This window comes from Mesorhizobium sp. M1006 (genome assembly GCF_040318825.1).
Taxonomy (GTDB): Bacteria; Pseudomonadota; Alphaproteobacteria; order Rhizobiales; family Rhizobiaceae; genus Mesorhizobium.
The window spans coordinates 88,557-105,510 of the sequence record NZ_JAMYMZ010000007.1 but is presented as its reverse complement, the minus strand read 5'-3'; the positions used below and the strand labels follow the sequence as shown (position 1 = coordinate 105,510).

The 16,954-nt window shown below is 62.4% G+C and carries 14 protein-coding genes; 3 read left to right on the top strand and 11 right to left on the bottom strand.

Translation table 11 applies throughout. The features are described from left to right. Positions 1 to 23: 23 nt before the first annotated feature. The 3 genes from iolD to NKH60_RS08990 all read right to left on the bottom strand — a co-directional run bounded on the left by iolD (position 24) and on the right by NKH60_RS08990 (position 4,765). Positions 24 to 1,868 (bottom strand): 3D-(3,5/4)-trihydroxycyclohexane-1,2-dione acylhydrolase (decyclizing), encoded by a 1,845-nt coding sequence (iolD, locus tag NKH60_RS09000; RefSeq protein ID WP_352871965.1) that lies wholly within the window; start codon positions 1,866 to 1,868, stop codon positions 24 to 26. 34 nt (positions 1,869 to 1,902) lie between these two features. Beyond that, positions 1,903 to 3,837: a bifunctional 5-dehydro-2-deoxygluconokinase/5-dehydro-2-deoxyphosphogluconate aldolase gene (locus tag NKH60_RS08995; RefSeq protein WP_352832620.1), complete on the bottom strand. Its 1,935-nt coding sequence runs from the start codon at positions 3,835 to 3,837 to the stop codon at positions 1,903 to 1,905. A gap of 199 nt (positions 3,838 to 4,036) precedes the next feature. Beyond that, positions 4,037 to 4,765 (bottom strand): SDR family NAD(P)-dependent oxidoreductase, encoded by a 729-nt coding sequence (locus NKH60_RS08990; RefSeq protein ID WP_352832617.1) that lies wholly within the window; start codon positions 4,763 to 4,765, stop codon positions 4,037 to 4,039. Between the two features lie 137 nt (positions 4,766 to 4,902). Between NKH60_RS08990 and NKH60_RS08985 the strand changes: the two genes are divergently transcribed. Further along, the gene (locus NKH60_RS08985; protein ID WP_352832614.1) at positions 4,903 to 5,793 is read left to right on the top strand and encodes an AraC family transcriptional regulator; all 891 of its coding nucleotides are present in this window, start codon (positions 4,903 to 4,905) and stop codon (positions 5,791 to 5,793) included. Here the strand turns inward: NKH60_RS08985 and NKH60_RS08980 are convergent. Then, entirely contained in the window at positions 5,790 to 6,635 is an 846-nt protein-coding gene (locus NKH60_RS08980; protein WP_352540037.1) for a MurR/RpiR family transcriptional regulator, read from the bottom strand. The genes NKH60_RS08985 and NKH60_RS08980 overlap by 4 nt on opposite strands. 153 nt (positions 6,636 to 6,788) lie before the next feature. On the opposite strand from NKH60_RS08980, the gene NKH60_RS08975 reads away from it, so the two are divergent. After that, positions 6,789 to 7,898 carry a Gfo/Idh/MocA family protein gene (locus tag NKH60_RS08975; RefSeq protein ID WP_352769550.1) on the top strand — a complete coding sequence of 370 codons (1,110 nt, stop codon included), beginning with the start codon at positions 6,789 to 6,791 and terminating at the stop codon, positions 7,896 to 7,898. A 199-nt stretch (positions 7,899 to 8,097) separates the two neighbouring features. Here the strand turns inward: NKH60_RS08975 and NKH60_RS08970 are convergent, their stop codons facing one another. The 7 genes from NKH60_RS08970 to NKH60_RS08940 all read right to left on the bottom strand — a co-directional run bounded on the left by NKH60_RS08970 (position 8,098) and on the right by NKH60_RS08940 (position 15,660). Continuing rightward, positions 8,098 to 9,189, bottom strand: a complete 1,092-nt coding sequence (locus tag NKH60_RS08970; protein ID WP_352850022.1) for a 3-deoxy-7-phosphoheptulonate synthase — start codon at positions 9,187 to 9,189, stop codon at positions 8,098 to 8,100. Positions 9,190 to 9,528: 339 nt separating this feature from the next. Further along, a complete protein-coding gene (locus tag NKH60_RS08965) occupies positions 9,529 to 10,323 on the bottom strand; it encodes an SDR family oxidoreductase (RefSeq protein ID WP_352832609.1) in 795 nt (264 codons plus the stop codon). A 23-nt stretch (positions 10,324 to 10,346) separates the two neighbouring features. Next, on the bottom strand, positions 10,347 to 11,348 hold the full coding sequence (iolG, locus tag NKH60_RS08960) for an inositol 2-dehydrogenase (RefSeq protein ID WP_352832606.1): 1,002 nt from the start codon (positions 11,346 to 11,348) through the stop codon (positions 10,347 to 10,349). Positions 11,349 to 11,416: 68 nt separating this feature from the next. Then, positions 11,417 to 12,184, bottom strand: coding sequence for an ATP-binding cassette domain-containing protein (locus tag NKH60_RS08955; protein WP_023677519.1), 768 nt, complete (start codon positions 12,182 to 12,184; stop codon positions 11,417 to 11,419). 2 nt (positions 12,185 to 12,186) lie between these two features. Continuing rightward, positions 12,187 to 13,263 (bottom strand): ABC transporter permease, encoded by a 1,077-nt coding sequence (locus NKH60_RS08950; RefSeq protein ID WP_292655972.1) that lies wholly within the window; start codon positions 13,261 to 13,263, stop codon positions 12,187 to 12,189. 114 nt (positions 13,264 to 13,377) lie between these two features. After that, entirely contained in the window at positions 13,378 to 14,319 is a 942-nt protein-coding gene (locus tag NKH60_RS08945; protein WP_352871961.1) for a sugar ABC transporter substrate-binding protein, read from the bottom strand. A gap of 309 nt (positions 14,320 to 14,628) precedes the next feature. Next, on the bottom strand, positions 14,629 to 15,660 hold the full coding sequence (locus tag NKH60_RS08940) for a LacI family DNA-binding transcriptional regulator (protein WP_352832603.1): 1,032 nt from the start codon (positions 15,658 to 15,660) through the stop codon (positions 14,629 to 14,631). Between the two features lie 134 nt (positions 15,661 to 15,794). Between NKH60_RS08940 and NKH60_RS08935 the strand changes: the two genes are divergently transcribed. Continuing rightward, positions 15,795 to 16,925 (top strand): fatty acid desaturase family protein, encoded by a 1,131-nt coding sequence (locus NKH60_RS08935; RefSeq protein WP_352871958.1) that lies wholly within the window; start codon positions 15,795 to 15,797, stop codon positions 16,923 to 16,925. Positions 16,926 to 16,954 lie beyond the last annotated feature (29 nt).

Sequence of the window (16,954 nt, the reverse complement as noted above, 5' to 3'; positions counted from 1 at the left end):
ATTCGAGGCGCGTTCGCGGATGGCTAAAGAACCCGCCCGCTCAGCGCTTCCTCATATTTCTTGCGCGCCGCATTCACTTGCGGCCGTGCCGAGACTTCCGGCACTGCGACATCCCACCAGCTTCCACCAGCCTCGGTCGAAACCAGCGGGTCGGTGTCGATGACCAGCACCGTCGTTCGCGTGTTCTTCTTCGCTTGCACCAACGCCGTTTCCAGCCCGGCGATCGATGGCACTTTTTCGGCAATCGCACCCATGCTCGCAGCATGCGCGGCGAAGTCGATCTCGGGCAAGGCTTCGTGACGGGCGTCCTTCAGCAGATTGTTGAAGTTGGCGCCGCCGGTCGCCATCTGCAACCGGTTGATACAGCCATAGCCGCGGTTGTCGAGCAGCACGATGGTCAGCTTGAGGCCGAGCATCACCGAGGTCGCGATCTCGGAATTGAGCATCAGGTAAGAGCCGTCGCCGATCATCACCACGACCTCTTCGTCCGGCTTGGCCATCTTGACGCCAAGCCCGCCGGCGATTTCATAGCCCATTGTCGAGAAGCCGTATTCTGCGTGGTAGGAGCCGGGCGCGCCCGCCTGCCATAGCTTGTGCAATTCGCCGGGCAAGCCGCCGGCCGCATGAAGCAGTACCACGCCGGAGCCCATGGCGCGCTGTACTGCGCCGATCACTTGCGCGTCGGACGGATAGGCGGCATTGGTCGACGCCGTCACCTTGTCGGCATCCGCTTGCCAGCTCTTCTTGCCCGTGATCGCATTGTCGGTCCAGCCTGAAGGGGCTTTCCAGCCTTTCAGCGCCGCAGCGAGTTCGGCGAGCCCTTCCGCCGCATCGGCGACCAGCGGCAGCGCCTGGTGCTTTCCGGCGTCAAAAGGCTGCACGTTGAGCCCGATGATGGTCCTGCCGGCATGCTTGAACAATGCCCAGGAGCCGGTGGTGAAATCCTGCAGTCTGGTGCCGACGGCAAGCACGACGTCGGCCTCTTCGGCCAGCCTGTTGGCCGCCGAAGTGCCGGTAACGCCGACCGCGCCCATGTTCAACGGATGATCGTCCGGGAGCGAGGATTTGCCGCCTTGCGTCTCACAAACTGGAATGCCGGCGCCTTGCACCAGTTTTGCCAGCTCCTCGGACGCCTGCGAATAGAGTGCGCCGCCGCCCGCGATCACCAGCGGCTTTTTCGCTGCTTTGAGTACCGCGACTGCGGCCGCCAGTTCGTTGCGGTCCGGGCGCTGCCGTCGCGGCGTCCAGAGTCGCTCGGCAAAGAAACTCTCGGGGTAGTCATAGGCCTCGGCCTGCACGTCCTGGCACAGCGCCAGCGTCACCGGGCCGCATTCGGCGGGATCGGTCAGCACCTGCATGGCGCGGTTGAGCGCCGGCATGATCTGCTCCGGCCGCGTGATGCGGTCGAAATAGCGCGACACCGGGCGGAGGCAGTCATTGACCGTCGCCGTGCCATCGGAAAAATCCTCGGCCTGCTGCAGGACGGGATCGGAATTGCGATTGGCGAAGACGTCGCCAGGCAGAAACAGGACAGGCAACCTGTTTACATGCGCAAGTGCCGCAGCGGTCACCATGTTGAGCGCGCCGGGGCCGATCGAACTGGTCGCGGCCATGAAGCGGCGGCGGAAATTGGCCTTGGCGTAGGCGATCGCCGCATGCGCCATTGCCTGCTCGTTATGGGCACGGAAGGTCGGCAGTTCGTCGCGAACCTGGTAGAGCGCCTCGCCGACGCCGGCGACATTGCCGTGGCCGAAGATCGCCCAGACTCCGCCGAAGATCGGCACTTTCTTGCCGTGCATCTCGGTCATCTGTCGGGCAAGAAAGCGGGTCAGCGCCTGCGCCATCGTCAGGCGGATTGTCTTGGTCATGTCGGTTCCTCCGCAGTGCTTATGTCGCGCCTTCTTATGCTGCTTTGCGACCGCGCGCGGCAAGCCATGCCTCGGTCAGTTTTTCGAAACGCGATGCCATGTCGGCCACCGCCTCCTCGTCCGACATCTTGCCGGCAAGCCATTGTTCGGCCGCGTTAATGAAGATGGTGCGGCCGACAGCGAAGCCTTTGACGATAGGCGCCTTGGCGGTGGCGGCGAAGGCCGCTTCCAGCTCGTCCTGCGGCGCTTCCAGGCCAAGCAGCACAATTCCACGGCACCACGGATCGTGCTTCAGGATCACCGCTTCGATCTTTGCCCATGCGCCGGCCGATGCCTGCGGTTCGAGCTTCCACCAATCGGGCTTGATGCCGAGTGCGTAGAGTTCCTCGAGCGCGCGCGGGATGGTCATGTCGTCGAGCCTGCCGTGCTTGCCGGCGATGATCTCGACCAGAAGTTCTCTGCCCATTTTCCGCGCGGCCTCGAACAAAGCGCGCAGTTTCTGCTGCTGTTCGCTCTTCAGCGCCGCGGGATCGTCGGGATGATAGAAGCACAGGCACTTGATGCAGTGGTCGACCGGCCATTCGGTCAGTTGCGAACCTATGTCTTGCGAGAACTCGAAGCGAAGCGGCCGCGAACCCGGCAACTCGACCGGCCGGCCGAGCCAGGCGAAGGAATGGTGGGCGAATTCGAACATCGCCTCGCGTCCGTATTTTTCGTCGAGCAGCATGCCGTAGCCGGCGCGGCCAGCCGCGACCTTGGCCGCAGCCTTGACCGTCAGCACCTTGAAAGCCGGGATTCGCGACGGATCGGCGCCGGCTTTTGCCGCGACATCCTCCAGCTGGACGCGGTGGTCGCAGGCGAACGCCATCAGCGAGGGGATGTCGCGCCGGCGCGTGGTCGCCCAATGGATGTGATTGATCGCCTCGTCCTTGCGCAGCGCCAGATGCTTGCTGCCGTTTTTCAGGAAGAACTGCAATTCCTCGAAAGTCGGGTATTCCGGTGCGCAGAGGAGCCGCGACACGGCAAAGGCGCCGCAGGCATTGGCCCAGGTCGCCGCCGTCGCCAAGCCTTCCTCGCCGAGCCAGCCGCGCAGGAAGCCCGACATGAAGGCGTCGCCGGCGCCGAGCACATTGTAGACCTCGATTGGAAATCCCTTGCCGACGATACCGTCCTCGAGGTCGTCGCTGATCGGCCCGTCATAGACGATGCAGCCCATGGCGCCGCGTTTCAGCACGATGGTTGCCGCCGACAGCGAGCGGATGGTTTTCAGCGCGCTCAGGCAATCGTCTGCGCCCGAGGCGATCATGATTTCCTCTTCGGTGCCGACGATGAGATCGCAATCGGGCAGCACCGTCTTCAACTGCGCCGAGACGCGGTCGGATTTCACATAGCGCTCGAAGCCTTCGGCGTGGCCGGCGAGACCCCAGAGGTTCGGGCGGTAGTCGATGTCGAACACCACCTTGCCGCCCTTGGCTTTCATGATACGGATCGCCTTGCGTTGGGCGGCGTCGCTGTTGGGCCGTGAAAAATGCGTGCCGGTGACGACGACCGCGCGTGCCGAAGCGATAAACGCCTCATCGATATCGTCTTTCGAAAGCGCCATGTCGGCGCAATCGCTGCGATAGAAGATCATCGGCGAGACGCCTTCATCCTCGACCGACAGCAGCACCAGGGCGGTCAGCCGCTCTGGATCGGTCTTGAGACCTTGGACCGAAACGCCCTCGCGGGTCAGCTGCTCGCGGATGAAGCGGCCCATCTGCTCATTGCCGACGCGGGTGAGCAGCGCCGAGCGCAGGCCGAGCCTGGCAGTACCGACCGCGATATTGGCCGGACAGCCGCCGACCGACTTGGCAAAGGAAGTAATGTCCTCGAGGCGCGAGCCGATCTGCTGGCCGTAGAGATCGACGGAAGCGCGGCCGATGGTGATGATGTCGAGCGGCGCATGTCTCGCTTCCACGGCTTCGCCCATTCGAACCTCCCATCGGCTTGTTGTATTGGGTAACACGCGCGAGCGGCAGCGTGGCGCCGGCAATATGAAATAATAATTCCAATCCATAGTCAATATGGAACGAGCATTCCCAAGGCTGAAAAGTGCTGTGCAAGGCTCGCGCGTTCAGAAACTTTGAAGTCAGACGAACGTCAAGTGTCTACCACTGAAACCAGCTGATTTACCAAGGAAGCGGGCCATCATCGTTGAAGTACCCGGCGGTCGGGCCATCGGCGTCCAAGGTCGCCAGGTGAATGACGATCTCGGCCGCCTGCTGCACCGTGCGGTGACCTTTATACCCGTTGAGATCGGTGGCAGTGTAGCCGGGCGCCGCGGCGTTGACCTTGATGCCTTGCGGCGCGAGCTCCCTGGCGAATGCCACCGTGATGGCGTTCAAGGCTGTCTTGGAGCTGCCGTAGCCCATCATGTTAACGGCGTGGTTCGCAGTGGCGGTATCGAGCGCCCGGCCGATGGACCCGGTGGAGCTGCTCACCATCACGATCCGGGCAGCAGGTGCTGCCAGCAGCAGCGACAGGAATGCCTGGGTCACGCGGATCGGGCCGAAGACATTGACGTCGTAGGTGGCCTGGATGTCGGCGATCCGCTGCTGGCTCGGCGGCAGGTCGTAATTGATGGCGACGCCGGCGTTGTTCACCAGCACGTCGAGGCAGGGGCTGGCCTGCCTGAATGCCTCGGCTGCCGCCTTCACACTGTCATCCCGCGTGACGTCCAGCTCAAGCCACTCCACGTCGAGGCCTTCGGCGCGCAATGCCTGCGCCGCCGCCATGCCGCGTTCGGCGCTCCTGGCGCCGAGCCAGACCTTGAAGCCCTTGGTCGCCAGTTGCCGGGCGATTTCACGGCCTATACCCTTGTTGGCGCCGGTCACCAGCGCGCTTTTCGATGTCGTCATATCGGTGTCTCCATGTTTGCTGTGGAAGACCCACAAATGGCGCGAGACAGCGGGCGCCGCGCGCCGGAAATTCTCCGGTTCTTGCCTAATCCTCTCACGCTGTTGCGCAGCTGGTGCGAATGCGCGATGCTGGCGCAATGAGCGAAGCGCTGCAGGAGTTGATCGAGATCGCCGGCCGCCATGCGCGCGGGCGAAGAACAAGAACGGCGATTCCCCGCGTTTCGATCGGCCGCAGCGAAGTCGCCACGGCGCCAATACCAGGGGTGTGGGGGTCGGGGATCTTATTCGTACTGCAGGGCGCGAAGACGGTTCTGATCGGCGACCGGGCTCTTCGTTACAATCCGGCCAGCTATTTCATCTATACTGTCGAGACGCCCACCATCAGCCAGATAATCGAAGCGAGCGCGGCGCGTCCTTACCTGGCCATTGGCTTGACCCTTGACCTGCAGGCCGTCGCCGCGCTCCTCGTCGAGCACGCGCCGGCCCTCAGTGGCGACAGTTTCTCCACCTCTCCCGCTGATGACGACCTGCTCGACGCGTTGCGTCGAATGATGCGGCTGCTTGACCGGCCAGCGGAGATTCCCGTGCTCGCGACCATGATCGAGCGAGAGATGCTGTTTCGGCTCCTGCAAGGCCCCCAAGGCGGAAAGCTTCGTGAACTTGCGCGCGCCGATGGCCATCTGTCCCGGATTGGCCGGGCGATCGCCTGGATCCGTTCGCATCCCCATCAGCCGGTCCGGGTCGGCGATCTGGCCGAGATTGCCCGTATGAGCAGTGCTGCGTTTTATCGTCACTTCAAGGCGGCAACGGCCATGAGCCCAATCCAGTATCAAAAGCAAATCCGCTTGCTGGAAGCCCGCCATCTGCTGATTGCCCAGCCGGGCAACGTCGCACGTGTCGCCTTCGCCGTCGGCTATGTGAGTGCTTCCCAGTTCAGCCGGGAGTATGCCCGCCAGTTCGGGTCGCCGCCTGCACGCGACGCAGCGCGGCTTTCGGCAGAAGGCGAAACGGCAATAGAGGTGATCTAAGGCTTGCGCTTGCGGCCGCTATCGCGCCGCTTCTCGCCGACCGCGACGGTCAGCGCCATAGCCAAAGCCATCGTCGCCGACAGCGAGCGGAAGCCGGCGAAATCGGCCTCGGCGACCTCGAACCAGACCCTGGCGAATTGAGCGAGTGGCGAAAAGGAGCTGTCGGTAATCGCCACGATCGGCACGCCTTGCTCCGAAATGACGCGCGCCTCCTCGATGGTGGCCGGGGCATAGGGCGAAAAGCTGATGGCGATCACGGCGTCCCTTGGAGAGGCAAAGCCGATCATCTCTGCATTGAGGCCGGCGGCCGATTCGATCAGCTGGTTGCGGATCTTGAGCTTGCCCAATGCATAGGCGATATAGGAGGCGACCGGGTAGGAGCGCCGCTTGGCCAGCACGTAAATGGTTTCGGCCTTGGCCAGCACGGTGATCGCATCTTCGAAATGGTCTTCATTCAGCGTGCGCGAAATGTCGTTGAGCGAGGTACTGGCTGCGGCAACAAAACCGTCGAAAATCGCGCGGTGGCCGGCGCCTTCCTCGGCCTTGGCGCGCAATGCCGCCAGCCTTTCATCATAGGATGAGTTGCGCTCGCGCAGGCGCTCGCGAAACACCAACTGCAGGCTGGTGAAACCATCAAAACCAAGCTGCTGGGCAAAGCGGATCAGGGTCGAAGGCTGGACACCGGCGGAAGCGGCGATGCTGGCAGCGGTGCCGAAGGCGATATCGTCTGGGTTGTCGAGCGCATAGGCGGCGATCTGGGCGATACGTTTCGGCAGGCTCTGACGCCGCTCCAGTATCGTCGCCCGCAGCGTCTCGAAATCGCGCGGCACCCGTTCGTCCATCGTCGCTCCGCCCAGGCTCATCGTCTGGTTCCCTCTGTGGCCCATCATAGCGGGCCTGTGCAAGAACACCATAAAAAATGAGACAAGCGTTCCATCTGCAGACAAAATGGACTAATTCATCCACACAAATTTTGCGCACAGGGAGGCAAGCGGATGGTCGGGGTAGGTCTTATCGGCACGGGTTTCATGGGCAAGTGCCACGCCATTGCCTGGAACGCGGTCGGCACCGTCTTTCCCGATGTGGCCAAGCCAAGGCTGGTCCATCTGGGCGAGGTCAACGAGGATCTTGCCAAACGCCGTGCCAGCGAATTCGGCTTCGCCAAGGCGTCCGGTGACTGGCGCGCTGTCGTCGACGACCCGGATGTCGATGTCATCTCGCTGACCACGCCGAACCAGTTCCACCCGGAAATGGCCATCGCCATCCTCGAAGCCGGCAAGCATCTGTGGTGTGAAAAACCGATGGCGCCGAATTTTGCGGAGGCGCAAGCAATGGCTGCGGCGGCCCAAAAGTCCGGCAAGGTCGCCGCGCTGGGCTATAACTACATCCAGAACCCAGCGATCCGCCATATCGGGGCGCTGCTCGACGAGAAGATCATCGGCGAGGTCAACCATCTGCGTATCGAGATGGACGAGGACTTCATGGCCGATCCGGAGGCGCTGTTCTTCTGGAAGCACGAGGCGGCGTCCGGCTACGGCGCGCTCGACGATTTCGCCGTGCACCCGCTGTCGCTCATCGCCATACTGTTCGGCCGCGTTGCCCGCGTCATGTGCGACATGGCCAAACCCTATGCCGACCGCCGCGTCGCCTCGGGCGGGCGCCGCGCGGTCGAGACCTACGACATCGCCAGCATCCTGATGCATCTCGAAAACGGCATCGCCGGCACGCTGCTGGTCAACCGTTCGGCCTGGGGCCGCAAAGGCCGGATCGCCATCCAGATTTTTGGCTCGAAGGGCTCGATCCTGTACGACCAGGAGCGGATGAATGAGTTCCAACTCTATCTGACGGCCGACCGGCCGACCGAGCAAGGCTACCGCACCATCCTGGTGGCGCCGCATCATAAGCCTTATGACGCCTTCCTGCCGGCGCCCGGTCACGGCCTTGGCTTTAATGACCTCAAGATTATCGAATGCCGGGAACTGTTGACGCGACTTGCCGGCAAGCCGGCGCGGATCATCGATTTCGACGAAGGCCTGGAGATCGAGCGCACGGTGCACGCGATGGCGCGCTCGTTCGCGGAACAGCGCTGGGTGGAGGTGCGGTAATAAGCCCCTTCTCCCCTTGTGGGAGAAGGTGGCCGAGCGAAGCTCGGTCGGATGAGGGGTTTTGGACGGATCGCTACAGCAAAGAATAAGCCCTTCAAATCCCTCAATATTTTTGCGCCGAGTTTCTTCCAGCACCCCTCATCCGGCTCGGCGCTGCGCGCCGATCCACCTTCTCCCACAAGGGGAGAAGGAGAAGTGCTCAGGCGGCTCCCGGACGGCCAGCGATCATGGCGCGTCGCGCCGACCGGCGCCGCTCGACGGCGTCGGCAAGGCCGTGCAGCACCGTTTCGGTGGTTTCCCAGTCGATACAGCCGTCGGTGATGCTCTGGCCATAGACGAGCGGCTTGCCGGGCACGACGTCCTGCCGGCCGGCGACGAGGTTGCTCTCGATCATGATGCCGATGATGCGCTCGTCGCCCGCCGCGATCTGGCCCGCCACGTCAGCCGCCACCAGCGGCTGGTTTTCCGGTTTCTTGTTGCTGTTGGCATGACTGACATCGATCATCAGCCGAGGCGCCACGCCGATCCGGCCGAGCTCAGCGGAGGCAGCAGCTATGCTTGCCGCGTCGTAGTTGGGCACAATGCCGCCGCGCAGGATGACGTGGCAGTCCTCGTTGCCGGTGGTCGTCGCGATGGCGCTGCGCCCACCTTTCGTCACCGCCATGAAATGGTGCGGCTGGGCGGCGGATTTCACCGCCTCGGCCGCGATCCGCAAATTGCCGTCGGTGCCGTTCTTGAAGCCGACCGGGCAGGACAGGCCTGATGCGAGTTCGCGGTGGATCTGGCTCTCGGTCGTGCGCGCGCCGATCGCGCCCCAGGCGACGAGGTCGGCAATGTATTGCGGAGTTGTCATGTCGAGGAACTCGGTCGCTGAGGGAAGGCCGAGATTGTTGACCGCCGAGAGCACGTTGCGGGCCATCCGCAGACCCTTGTCGATGTTGAAGCTGCCGTCGAGGTCGGGATCGTTGATCAGGCCCTTCCAGCCGATCGTCGTGCGCGGCTTCTCGAAATAAACCCGCATCACGATCTCCAGCCGGTCCGACAGGTTTTCACGCAGCGATGCCAAACGGCTGGCATAGTCTACGGCGGCGGCCGGGTCGTGGATTGAACAGGGGCCGACGACGACCACCAGCCGATCGTCGGTGCCGGTCAGCACCGCGTGGATCGCATTGCGTGACGCGGCAACGGTGCGCGTCGCCGTCAGCGTGCGCGGTATCTCCCGCATCACCTCGTCCGGCGTGCTCAATTCCCTTATTTCTTTGACCCGAAGATCGTCTGTGGTCGTCAACACGGCTTATGCTCCTGATTGGGAGACCTGCCGGCTGAAACAAAAAAGCCGCCAGGTCTGGCGGCTGTTCGGATATTGTTGCTGCAATCTTCAGATCGAGCGCAATCCTCCCGCCGCCAGCGAGCTCATAAAGTACCAATATGTGGCGGTCAGGTTGATCATGAGGGCTGATATAGTCGATGCGGATGCGCTTGTCACGTGCCTGGTGAGGAGGAGGTTTACTCCAGCCCATTCGCGATTGGCTGAAGCCCCCCGAACTTCGTCATCCTCGGGTCTGCGCCGCGTCGCTGCGCTCCTTGCTCCGCCCGTGGATGACGAAGCGTTCCGCTAGACTTGCCGGCGTTATTCCGGCGACGACCCGGCGACGCTCTGGTCGTAATCGACCAGCGACCCGGTCATGACGCCGGACTGCGGGCTGATCATATAGCTGATCAACCGGGCAAGCTGCGCCGGCTTCACCAATTGGCCCATCGGCTGCGCGGCTTCGGCCTTCTCCAACCAGTCCTCCGGGGCGTCGTGCCATTTCTTCTGCACGATCGCCTCGCCCTCGGTGTCCATCCAGCCGGGCAGCACCGCATTGCAGCGGATGCGATTGCCGCGATAGGCATTGGCGACATTCTTGGTGAGTGTCGCCAGCGCTCCCTTGCTTGACGAATAAGGCGCCAGGAACGACTGGCCGCAATGCGCCGACATCGACAGCACGTTGACGATCGAGCCCGGTGCCTGGCGCGCCAGCAAATGCGCCACCACGCCCTGCATCAGGAAAAACGGGCCGCGCACATTGGTCTGGAATATCTGGTCGAACAGATCCTCGGAGGTCTCGACCAGCGAGCCGCGAGCCGAGGTGGCAGCGGCGTTGACCAGCGCGTTGACGGAACCAAAATGGCCAATCGCCGTTTCGACCGCACGCTTGCAGTCGGCCACTTTTGAGACGTCGGCGCTGATGAAGATGGCATCGACGCCTGCCCCCTTGAGGATGGCGACAGCCTTGTCGCCCTTCTCCTGCGAGCGGCCGATCAGCGCCAGCGCCCGGCAACCCTCATCGGCCAGCGCTTCGGCGACGGCAAAGCCGATGCCTTGTGCGCCGCCGGTGACGATGGCGCGTGTTTCGGAATTGCGACCGGCGGAACCGTTCATCGCCTTGCTCCTGTGCTTGATAGTCAGATTGTTTTGTCGAGGCGGACGGTCTTGCCTTCCTTGGCCGATTTCAGCGCCGCATCCGCCAGCCTGAGCGCCACCAGCCCGTCCTTGCCGCTCGGCGCCGCCTTCTTGCCTGACGTCGCTGCCGCGATGAAGGCAGCGATCTCGTTGGCATAAGCGTCGAGATAACGGGTCATGAAGAAATCGTGCAGCGGCGGCCGCGTATAGCCTTTCTCATTGGCCAGTTCGATCGACACCGGCCGCTGGTTCTCGGCCGCAATCATGCCTTTCGAGCCATGCACCTCGATGCGCTGGTCGTAGCCGTAGGTGGCGCGGCGCGAGTTGGAGATAACGCATTGCTTGCCGGAGGCAGTTTCGAGGATGACGCTGACGCTGTCGAAGTCGCCGGCCTCGCCGATCTTCTTGTCGACCAGCACCGAAGCGTGAGCGCTGACCGCCACCGGCTCCTCGCCGAGCAGGAAGCGCGCCATGTCGAAATCATGAATGGTCATGTCGCGGAAGATGCCGCCCGAGCGGCCGATATAGTCGAGCGGCGGCGGGCCGGGATCGCGCGAGGTGATTGTCACCATTTCGACAGTGCCGATGGCGCCGTCGTCGATCGCCTTGCGCACGGCGGCAAAATGCGGATCGAAGCGGCGGTTGAAGCCGACCATCAGGGTGGCGCCGGCCTTGTCGACGACGGCCAGGCATTCTTCCACTCTGGCGGCGTCGAGGTCGATCGGCTTTTCGCAGAAAATCGCTTTACCCGCTTTGGCGAAGCGTTCGATCAGATCGGCATGAGTGTCGGTCGGCGTGCAGATGACGACCGCGTCGATATCGCCGGCCTTCTCGATGGCATCGATGCTGCGCACTTCGGCGTCATAGGCAGAGGCCAGATCGGTCGCCGCCTTCTCGAAGGCGTCGGCAACCGCAACCAGCCTGGCCTGCGGATTGGAACCAACGGCGCGAGCATGGACCTTGCCGATACGGCCGGCACCGAGAAGAGCAAAGCGAAGAGGCATGAAGAATTTTCCTTTGAGGATGGTTCGGAAGGGAGGGCGTGTCAGCGCCTGTGGCTCGGCGTTGGCCGTTACGCCGCAAGTTCTGCCTGCCCGGTCTTGGCACCGGTGATGTAGGAGACGATATCGTTGCCGTCGGTGTCTTGCTTGCGCAAATTGGCGACGATGCGGCCGCGCCGGAAAACGACGATGCGGTCGACCAGGTCGAACACCTGGCGCATGTTGTGAGAGATCAGGATCAGCGGTTCGCCATTCTCCTTCAGCGTGCGGATGATGTTTTCGACCTGCATCGTCTCCTGCACGCCGAGTGCCGCCGTCGGCTCATCCATGATGATGAGCTTGGAAGCAAAGGTCGCGGTTCTGGCAATCGCCACGCACTGGCGCTGGCCGCCCGACATGTGGCGGATAGTATTGGAAAGATTGGGGATCTTGACCGCTGTCCGGACCAAGGCTGCCTCGGTCGCCTTGCGCATGAACTTGCGATCGAGGATCGAGAAGGGCCCGAGATTGAAAAGCACCCGCTCGCGGCCGAGGAACAGGTTCGACGGCACGTCGAGGTCGTCGGCGAGCGCCAGGTTCTGGAACACCGTCTCGATGCCCGCCTCGCGGGCTTCGATGGGGCCGGCAAAATTCACTTCCTTGCCGTCGAACCACATCCTGCCGCTGGTGCGCTGCTCGACGCCGGTGATCTGGCGTACGAAGGTCGATTTGCCAGCGCCGTTGTCGCCCATGATGGCGACATGCTCGCCCTTGCGCAGCTCGAAGTCGGCACCCTCCAGCGCATGGACGCCGCCATAATACTTGGTCAGGTTTTCGGTCTTCAGGACGATGTCCGACATGATCAAGCCCTCATCGCCCGCAGGCGTTGGCGCCACTGGTCGAGTACGACTGCGCCGACGATGATCACGCCTTTGACCATCTCCTGATAATAGGCGTCGAGGCGCAGAAAGGTGAAGCCGGAGATGATGACGCCGAAGATCAGCGAGCCGATCACCGTCCCGATAATCGAACCGCGGCCGCCCGACAGCGAGACGCCGCCGATAACCGCCATGGCGATCGCGTCGAGCTCGTACATTACACCCATGCCGGCCTGGGCGGTGAGATTCTTGGAGCTCAGCACCACGGCGGCGAGCGCGGCGAGGACGCCGGCAATGACGTAGACGAGGATCTTGTGGTTGGCGATGTTGATGCCGGACATGCGCGCGGCGTCCTCATTGGAGCCGATTGCATAGCAGTGCTTGCCATATTTGGTGTAACTCAGGATCAGCTGGAACAGCACTGCGAGCGATATGAAAATGATGACCGGCATCAGCCCCTTGCCGATGGCGGCGAAACTCTCGGTCGGAAACGAGATCGGCTGCCCCTTTGACCACCATTTGGCGATGCCGCGTGCGGTGACCATCATGCCGAGCGTGGCGATGAACGGCGGGATGCGCGTGTAGGCGATCAAAGCGCCGTTGACCAGGCCGGCCAGCAGGCCGCAGCCGATCGCGACCAGCACGGGCACGATCACCGGCAGGTCGGTCCAGCCCTGGGCGATGAACATCGCCTTGGGGTTCGGGTTGCCATTGACGGTCGCCACCTGGGCGAAGCTCATGGCTATCATCGCCGTGGCGCCGACGATCGAACCTGAGGACAGGTCGATGCCGCCGGTAATGATCACCTGCGTCACGCCGATGGCAATAATGCCGACGATCGACACCTGCAGGATGATGATCTGCAGCCGCGCTTCGTTGAAGATCGCATCGATATTGTCGCGGGTATTGAAAAGGAAGCTGTCGCCCAGGAAGACCCGGCCGATCAGCTCGAAAGCGCCGACCAGGATGACGAGCGCCAGGAAGACGTTGAATTCGGCCGGCCATGCGCGCCGCTTCGCATCATAGCTGAGCCCGCCGACGCCGTGAGATGTCTGTGCCAATCGTGCTTCCTCCGTCAGCCACAGTCTCCACTCGGCGCTGTTCAGGCCGAGAGGGAAAAAGCGGAGCGGCGCTGTCTTACTTTGGCGCGCCGCTCCGTATCGGACAGGTCCGCCTCAGTTCTTCTTCAGGAACTTGTCGATATTTGCCGGCGTGACCAGCTGGAACGGGATGTAGACCTTGTGCTCGACCTTCTCGCCCTTCGCCAGCTTGAGCGCTGCGTCAAGCGCGCCGGCACCCTGGCCGGCCGCGTCCTGGAACACCGTCGCATCGAGGTCGCCCGCCTGCATCGCGGCAAGCGCATCCTGGGTAGCGTCGACCCCGCCGACGACAACCGACTTCATGTCGATGTTGGCGGCCTTCATCGCCTGGATGGCGCCGATGGCGCTTTCGTCATTATTGGCGATGACGCCGTCGAACGGCTTGCCGGTCGACAGCCAGTTGGTCATCAGGTTCTGCGCTTCTTCGCGCTTCCAGTTCGACGTCTGCTTGTCGATGATCTTGATGAAGCTGCACTCCGGTGTGGCGATCACGTCATCAATGTCCTTGGTGCGCTGCACCGCTGCCTGGTTCGACAGCTCGCCCATGATCACATAGACATTGGCTTCAGTCTTGCCGGCCTCCTTGAAGAGGCGGCAGACCTCCTTGGTCTCGAGCGTGCCGGAATCGGCTTCGTTCGAGGCGACGAAGGCCTCGTTTTCGGGCAGCGTGTCGACGTTGACCGGCTCGCGATTGACATAGACCAGTGGAATCTTGGCAGCGGCGGCTGCGTCCGACATCGCCTGGGTCGCCGAGGTGTCGACCGGGTTGACGATGATGGCGTCGACGCCTGAGGCGGCGAAGTTCTTGATCTGGTCGAGTTGCTTGGCGACGTCGTTCTGCGCATCCTCCACCTGCAGCTCGACGCCGTCCATGCCCTTGGCCTGTTCAATCATGCCGTTGCGCAGCACGGTGAGAAAATTGTCGTCGAACAACGCCATCGACACGCCGATCTTGGCGGCAAAGGCGGACGAACTCATTAGCGCCGCGAACGCGACGCCCAAAAGCAGTTTTTTCATTTTATTTCTCCTCCACATTGGTGTCCGGCTGCACCGATCTACCCGGAATCCCCGATCTCGCAGGGAATTCTCTCCCGATTGCCATTTTTGGTTCCAGAGGCATTTGCCTGAAACAGATCTTCCGGAACGAAAGAACCAAAATGCTCAGATGGTGAAATATTTATTCCATTTCGCGTGGGCGTCAAGCGAGATTTCGCCATGAGGAATGGATTTTCGGCATTTCGAGCGCTTTTGGACGGACGCTCAGGCAAGCGAGGCCTGAAAGCATTCTGATAGATTACATCATGTCTGCCGCCGATGACCGCGACGTCAGATGTTTTCTGGCAGATAAATGTCGAAGGGCAGAAAGGTCTGGCCCGGCGCATTCGCAGCGCCGGTCTCGATGGCATGCGCCATCAGCCCGACAAGCTCGCGGCAAAGCGCCGCCAGTGGCGTCGAGATCACCATGGTCAGGAAATTATCTGCCAGCGCCGCGCGGGAGTCGGGCGTGATCTCGTTGCAGACGACCGCCGGCATCTCAGCCGGCTTTGCCTCCCTCAGCGCCGAGATCGCGCCTTCCATGCCGCCACCGGCGACATAGCAACCGGCGAGATCAGGGTGCCGGGCCAGAAGCTCGATCATTGCATCATGCGTGATCTGGTTCGCTTCCAGATTGACCAACGTCTCGAGGAGAGTGAATTCCGGCGCCTGCTCGCGAAAGAAGGAGCGAAAACCGATCTCGCGAAGCTCATGGCCATGGAAGCGATGGCTGCCGACGAAGAGGGCAACCTTGCCAGGTCTCTTCGCGGCCTTCGAGATCATCCAGGCAGCGGTGCGGCCGACCTTGCGATTGTCCAGGCCAACATAGCCCTCGCGAATACCGGACGCAAAGTCGGAAAGCAGGGAGAACACCGGTACGCTATTGGCTTTGAGAGCCTCGACGGCGACCGTCAGCGTCGGGTGATCAGGCCCGACCAGGGCGACGGCCCTGGATTTGGCGGCCAGCTTGCGCATCCGCTCGACGATCTCGTCCGGCGCCAGCGAAGCGGCGAAGTCGATGGTGGCCACGCCGCGAAAGCGCGGCGACTGCGATACCGCCAGTTCAAGCTCGCGGGCAAATTCGCTGTAGAAGACGTCCTCCCGCCTCAACAGCAGGAACCCGAGCCGGTATTCGGGCAATTCATGGCGCATCCGCTGCTTGATCAATCCGGCTGCGTGATAGCCGATGCTGGTCGCGGCCTCATAGACGCGGCGCGCGGTTTCCTCGCGCACCGGCAAGCGGTTGTTCAGCACTCGATCGACGGTGGCAACGCTGACCCCCGAAATGCGCGCCAGGTCGGTGATCGTCGGGCGTTTCGCCATCGCTGCCTCATTCCACTGTTTGGCCCTTTTACACCATTCTGATGGAAAATGATAGAAACTATCTTTGTGATATTGAGCCTATCAGGGCTCGGCGTTATTTTGAACGCTGACCGAATATGATCGAGGCCTCCGCTATGGTGGATATTGGACTCCGAACCGGGAATACGAGCTCCGCAGCAGCGTCCCGACGCGACTACAGCCTGATCGGCCGCGACGCGAAGCTTGCCGTCGAGAGCGGGCTGGCGGCGGCCGAGTGGTATCACACCGACGTGCCGCGCAAGCAGATGAAGGAGCTGATGCAGCGCTCCGACGGCCCGGCGATCCGCGACACCATCATCTGGCTCGGCACCATGATCCTCAGCGGCGCCGGCGCCGCCTGGTTCTGGGGCAGCTGGTGGTGCGTGCCGTTCTTCTTCGTCTACGGCGTCCTCTACGGTTCCTCCACCGACTCACGCTGGCACGAATGCGGCCACGGCACCGCTTTCAGGACGCAGTGGATGAACCACGTGGTCTATCAGGTCGCCTGCTTCATGATTATGCGCAACCCGGTGACCTGGCGCTGGAGCCACACGCGACATCATACCGATACCATCATAGTCGGCCGCGATCCGGAGATCTCGGTGATGCGTCCGCCCGATCTGCTGCGCGTGGTGCTCAACTTCGTCGGCATTCTCGACGCCTGGCATGCGATGAGCGACATGCTGCGCAATGCAGCCGGTATCGTCAATCCGGCCGAAAGAACCTTCATTCCCGACCAGGAGCAGCCGAAGGCAATTCGCATTGCCCGCATCTGGACGACAATCTATGCCGCGACCATTGCGCTGGCGCTCTATACCGGCTCGTTCCTGCCGCTGATGCTGGTCGGGCTGCCCAGGCTTTACGGCGCGTGGCACCATGTCATGGTCGGCCTGCTGCAGCATGGCGGCCTGGCTGAAAACGTCACCGATCACCGGCTCAACAGCCGCACCGTCTACATGAACCCGATAAGCCGCTTCATCTACTGGAACATGAACTACCACGTCGAGCATCACATGTTTCCCATGGTGCCCTATCACGCGCTGCCCAGGCTGCACGAACTGATCAAGCACGATCTGCCGGCGCCGACACCATCCATCCTGGCCGGCTACCGCGAGATGATACCGGCTTTCCTGCGCCAGCTGCGCAATGAGGATTATTTCATCAAGCGCGAACTGCCGCCGACGGCGAGGCCCTATCGCGAGGATTTCCACAGCGATAACGCTGCTGTTGCGGTGGCTGCCGAATGACAAGCCCATGCCAAGGCACCAAACATCGA

Coding starts and splice junctions, on each gene's coding strand:
- iolD (WP_352871965.1), bottom strand. CDS start 1,868: ATGACCAAGACAATCCGCCTGACGATGGCGCAGGCGCTGACCCGCTTT.
- iolG (WP_352832606.1), bottom strand. CDS start 11,348: ATGCCTCTTCGCTTTGCTCTTCTCGGTGCCGGCCGTATCGGCAAGGTC.
- NKH60_RS08965 (WP_352832609.1), bottom strand. CDS start 10,323: ATGAACGGTTCCGCCGGTCGCAATTCCGAAACACGCGCCATCGTCACC.
- NKH60_RS08975 (WP_352769550.1), top strand. CDS start 6,789: ATGGTCGGGGTAGGTCTTATCGGCACGGGTTTCATGGGCAAGTGCCAC.
- NKH60_RS08945 (WP_352871961.1), bottom strand. CDS start 14,319: ATGAAAAAACTGCTTTTGGGCGTCGCGTTCGCGGCGCTAATGAGTTCG.
- NKH60_RS08935 (WP_352871958.1), top strand. CDS start 15,795: ATGGTGGATATTGGACTCCGAACCGGGAATACGAGCTCCGCAGCAGCG.
- NKH60_RS08990 (WP_352832617.1), bottom strand. CDS start 4,765: ATGACGACATCGAAAAGCGCGCTGGTGACCGGCGCCAACAAGGGTATA.
- NKH60_RS08980 (WP_352540037.1), bottom strand. CDS start 6,635: ATGGACGAACGGGTGCCGCGCGATTTCGAGACGCTGCGGGCGACGATA.
- NKH60_RS08985 (WP_352832614.1), top strand. CDS start 4,903: ATGAGCGAAGCGCTGCAGGAGTTGATCGAGATCGCCGGCCGCCATGCG.
- NKH60_RS08940 (WP_352832603.1), bottom strand. CDS start 15,660: ATGGCGAAACGCCCGACGATCACCGACCTGGCGCGCATTTCGGGGGTC.
- NKH60_RS08955 (WP_023677519.1), bottom strand. CDS start 12,184: ATGTCGGACATCGTCCTGAAGACCGAAAACCTGACCAAGTATTATGGC.
- NKH60_RS08995 (WP_352832620.1), bottom strand. CDS start 3,837: ATGGGCGAAGCCGTGGAAGCGAGACATGCGCCGCTCGACATCATCACC.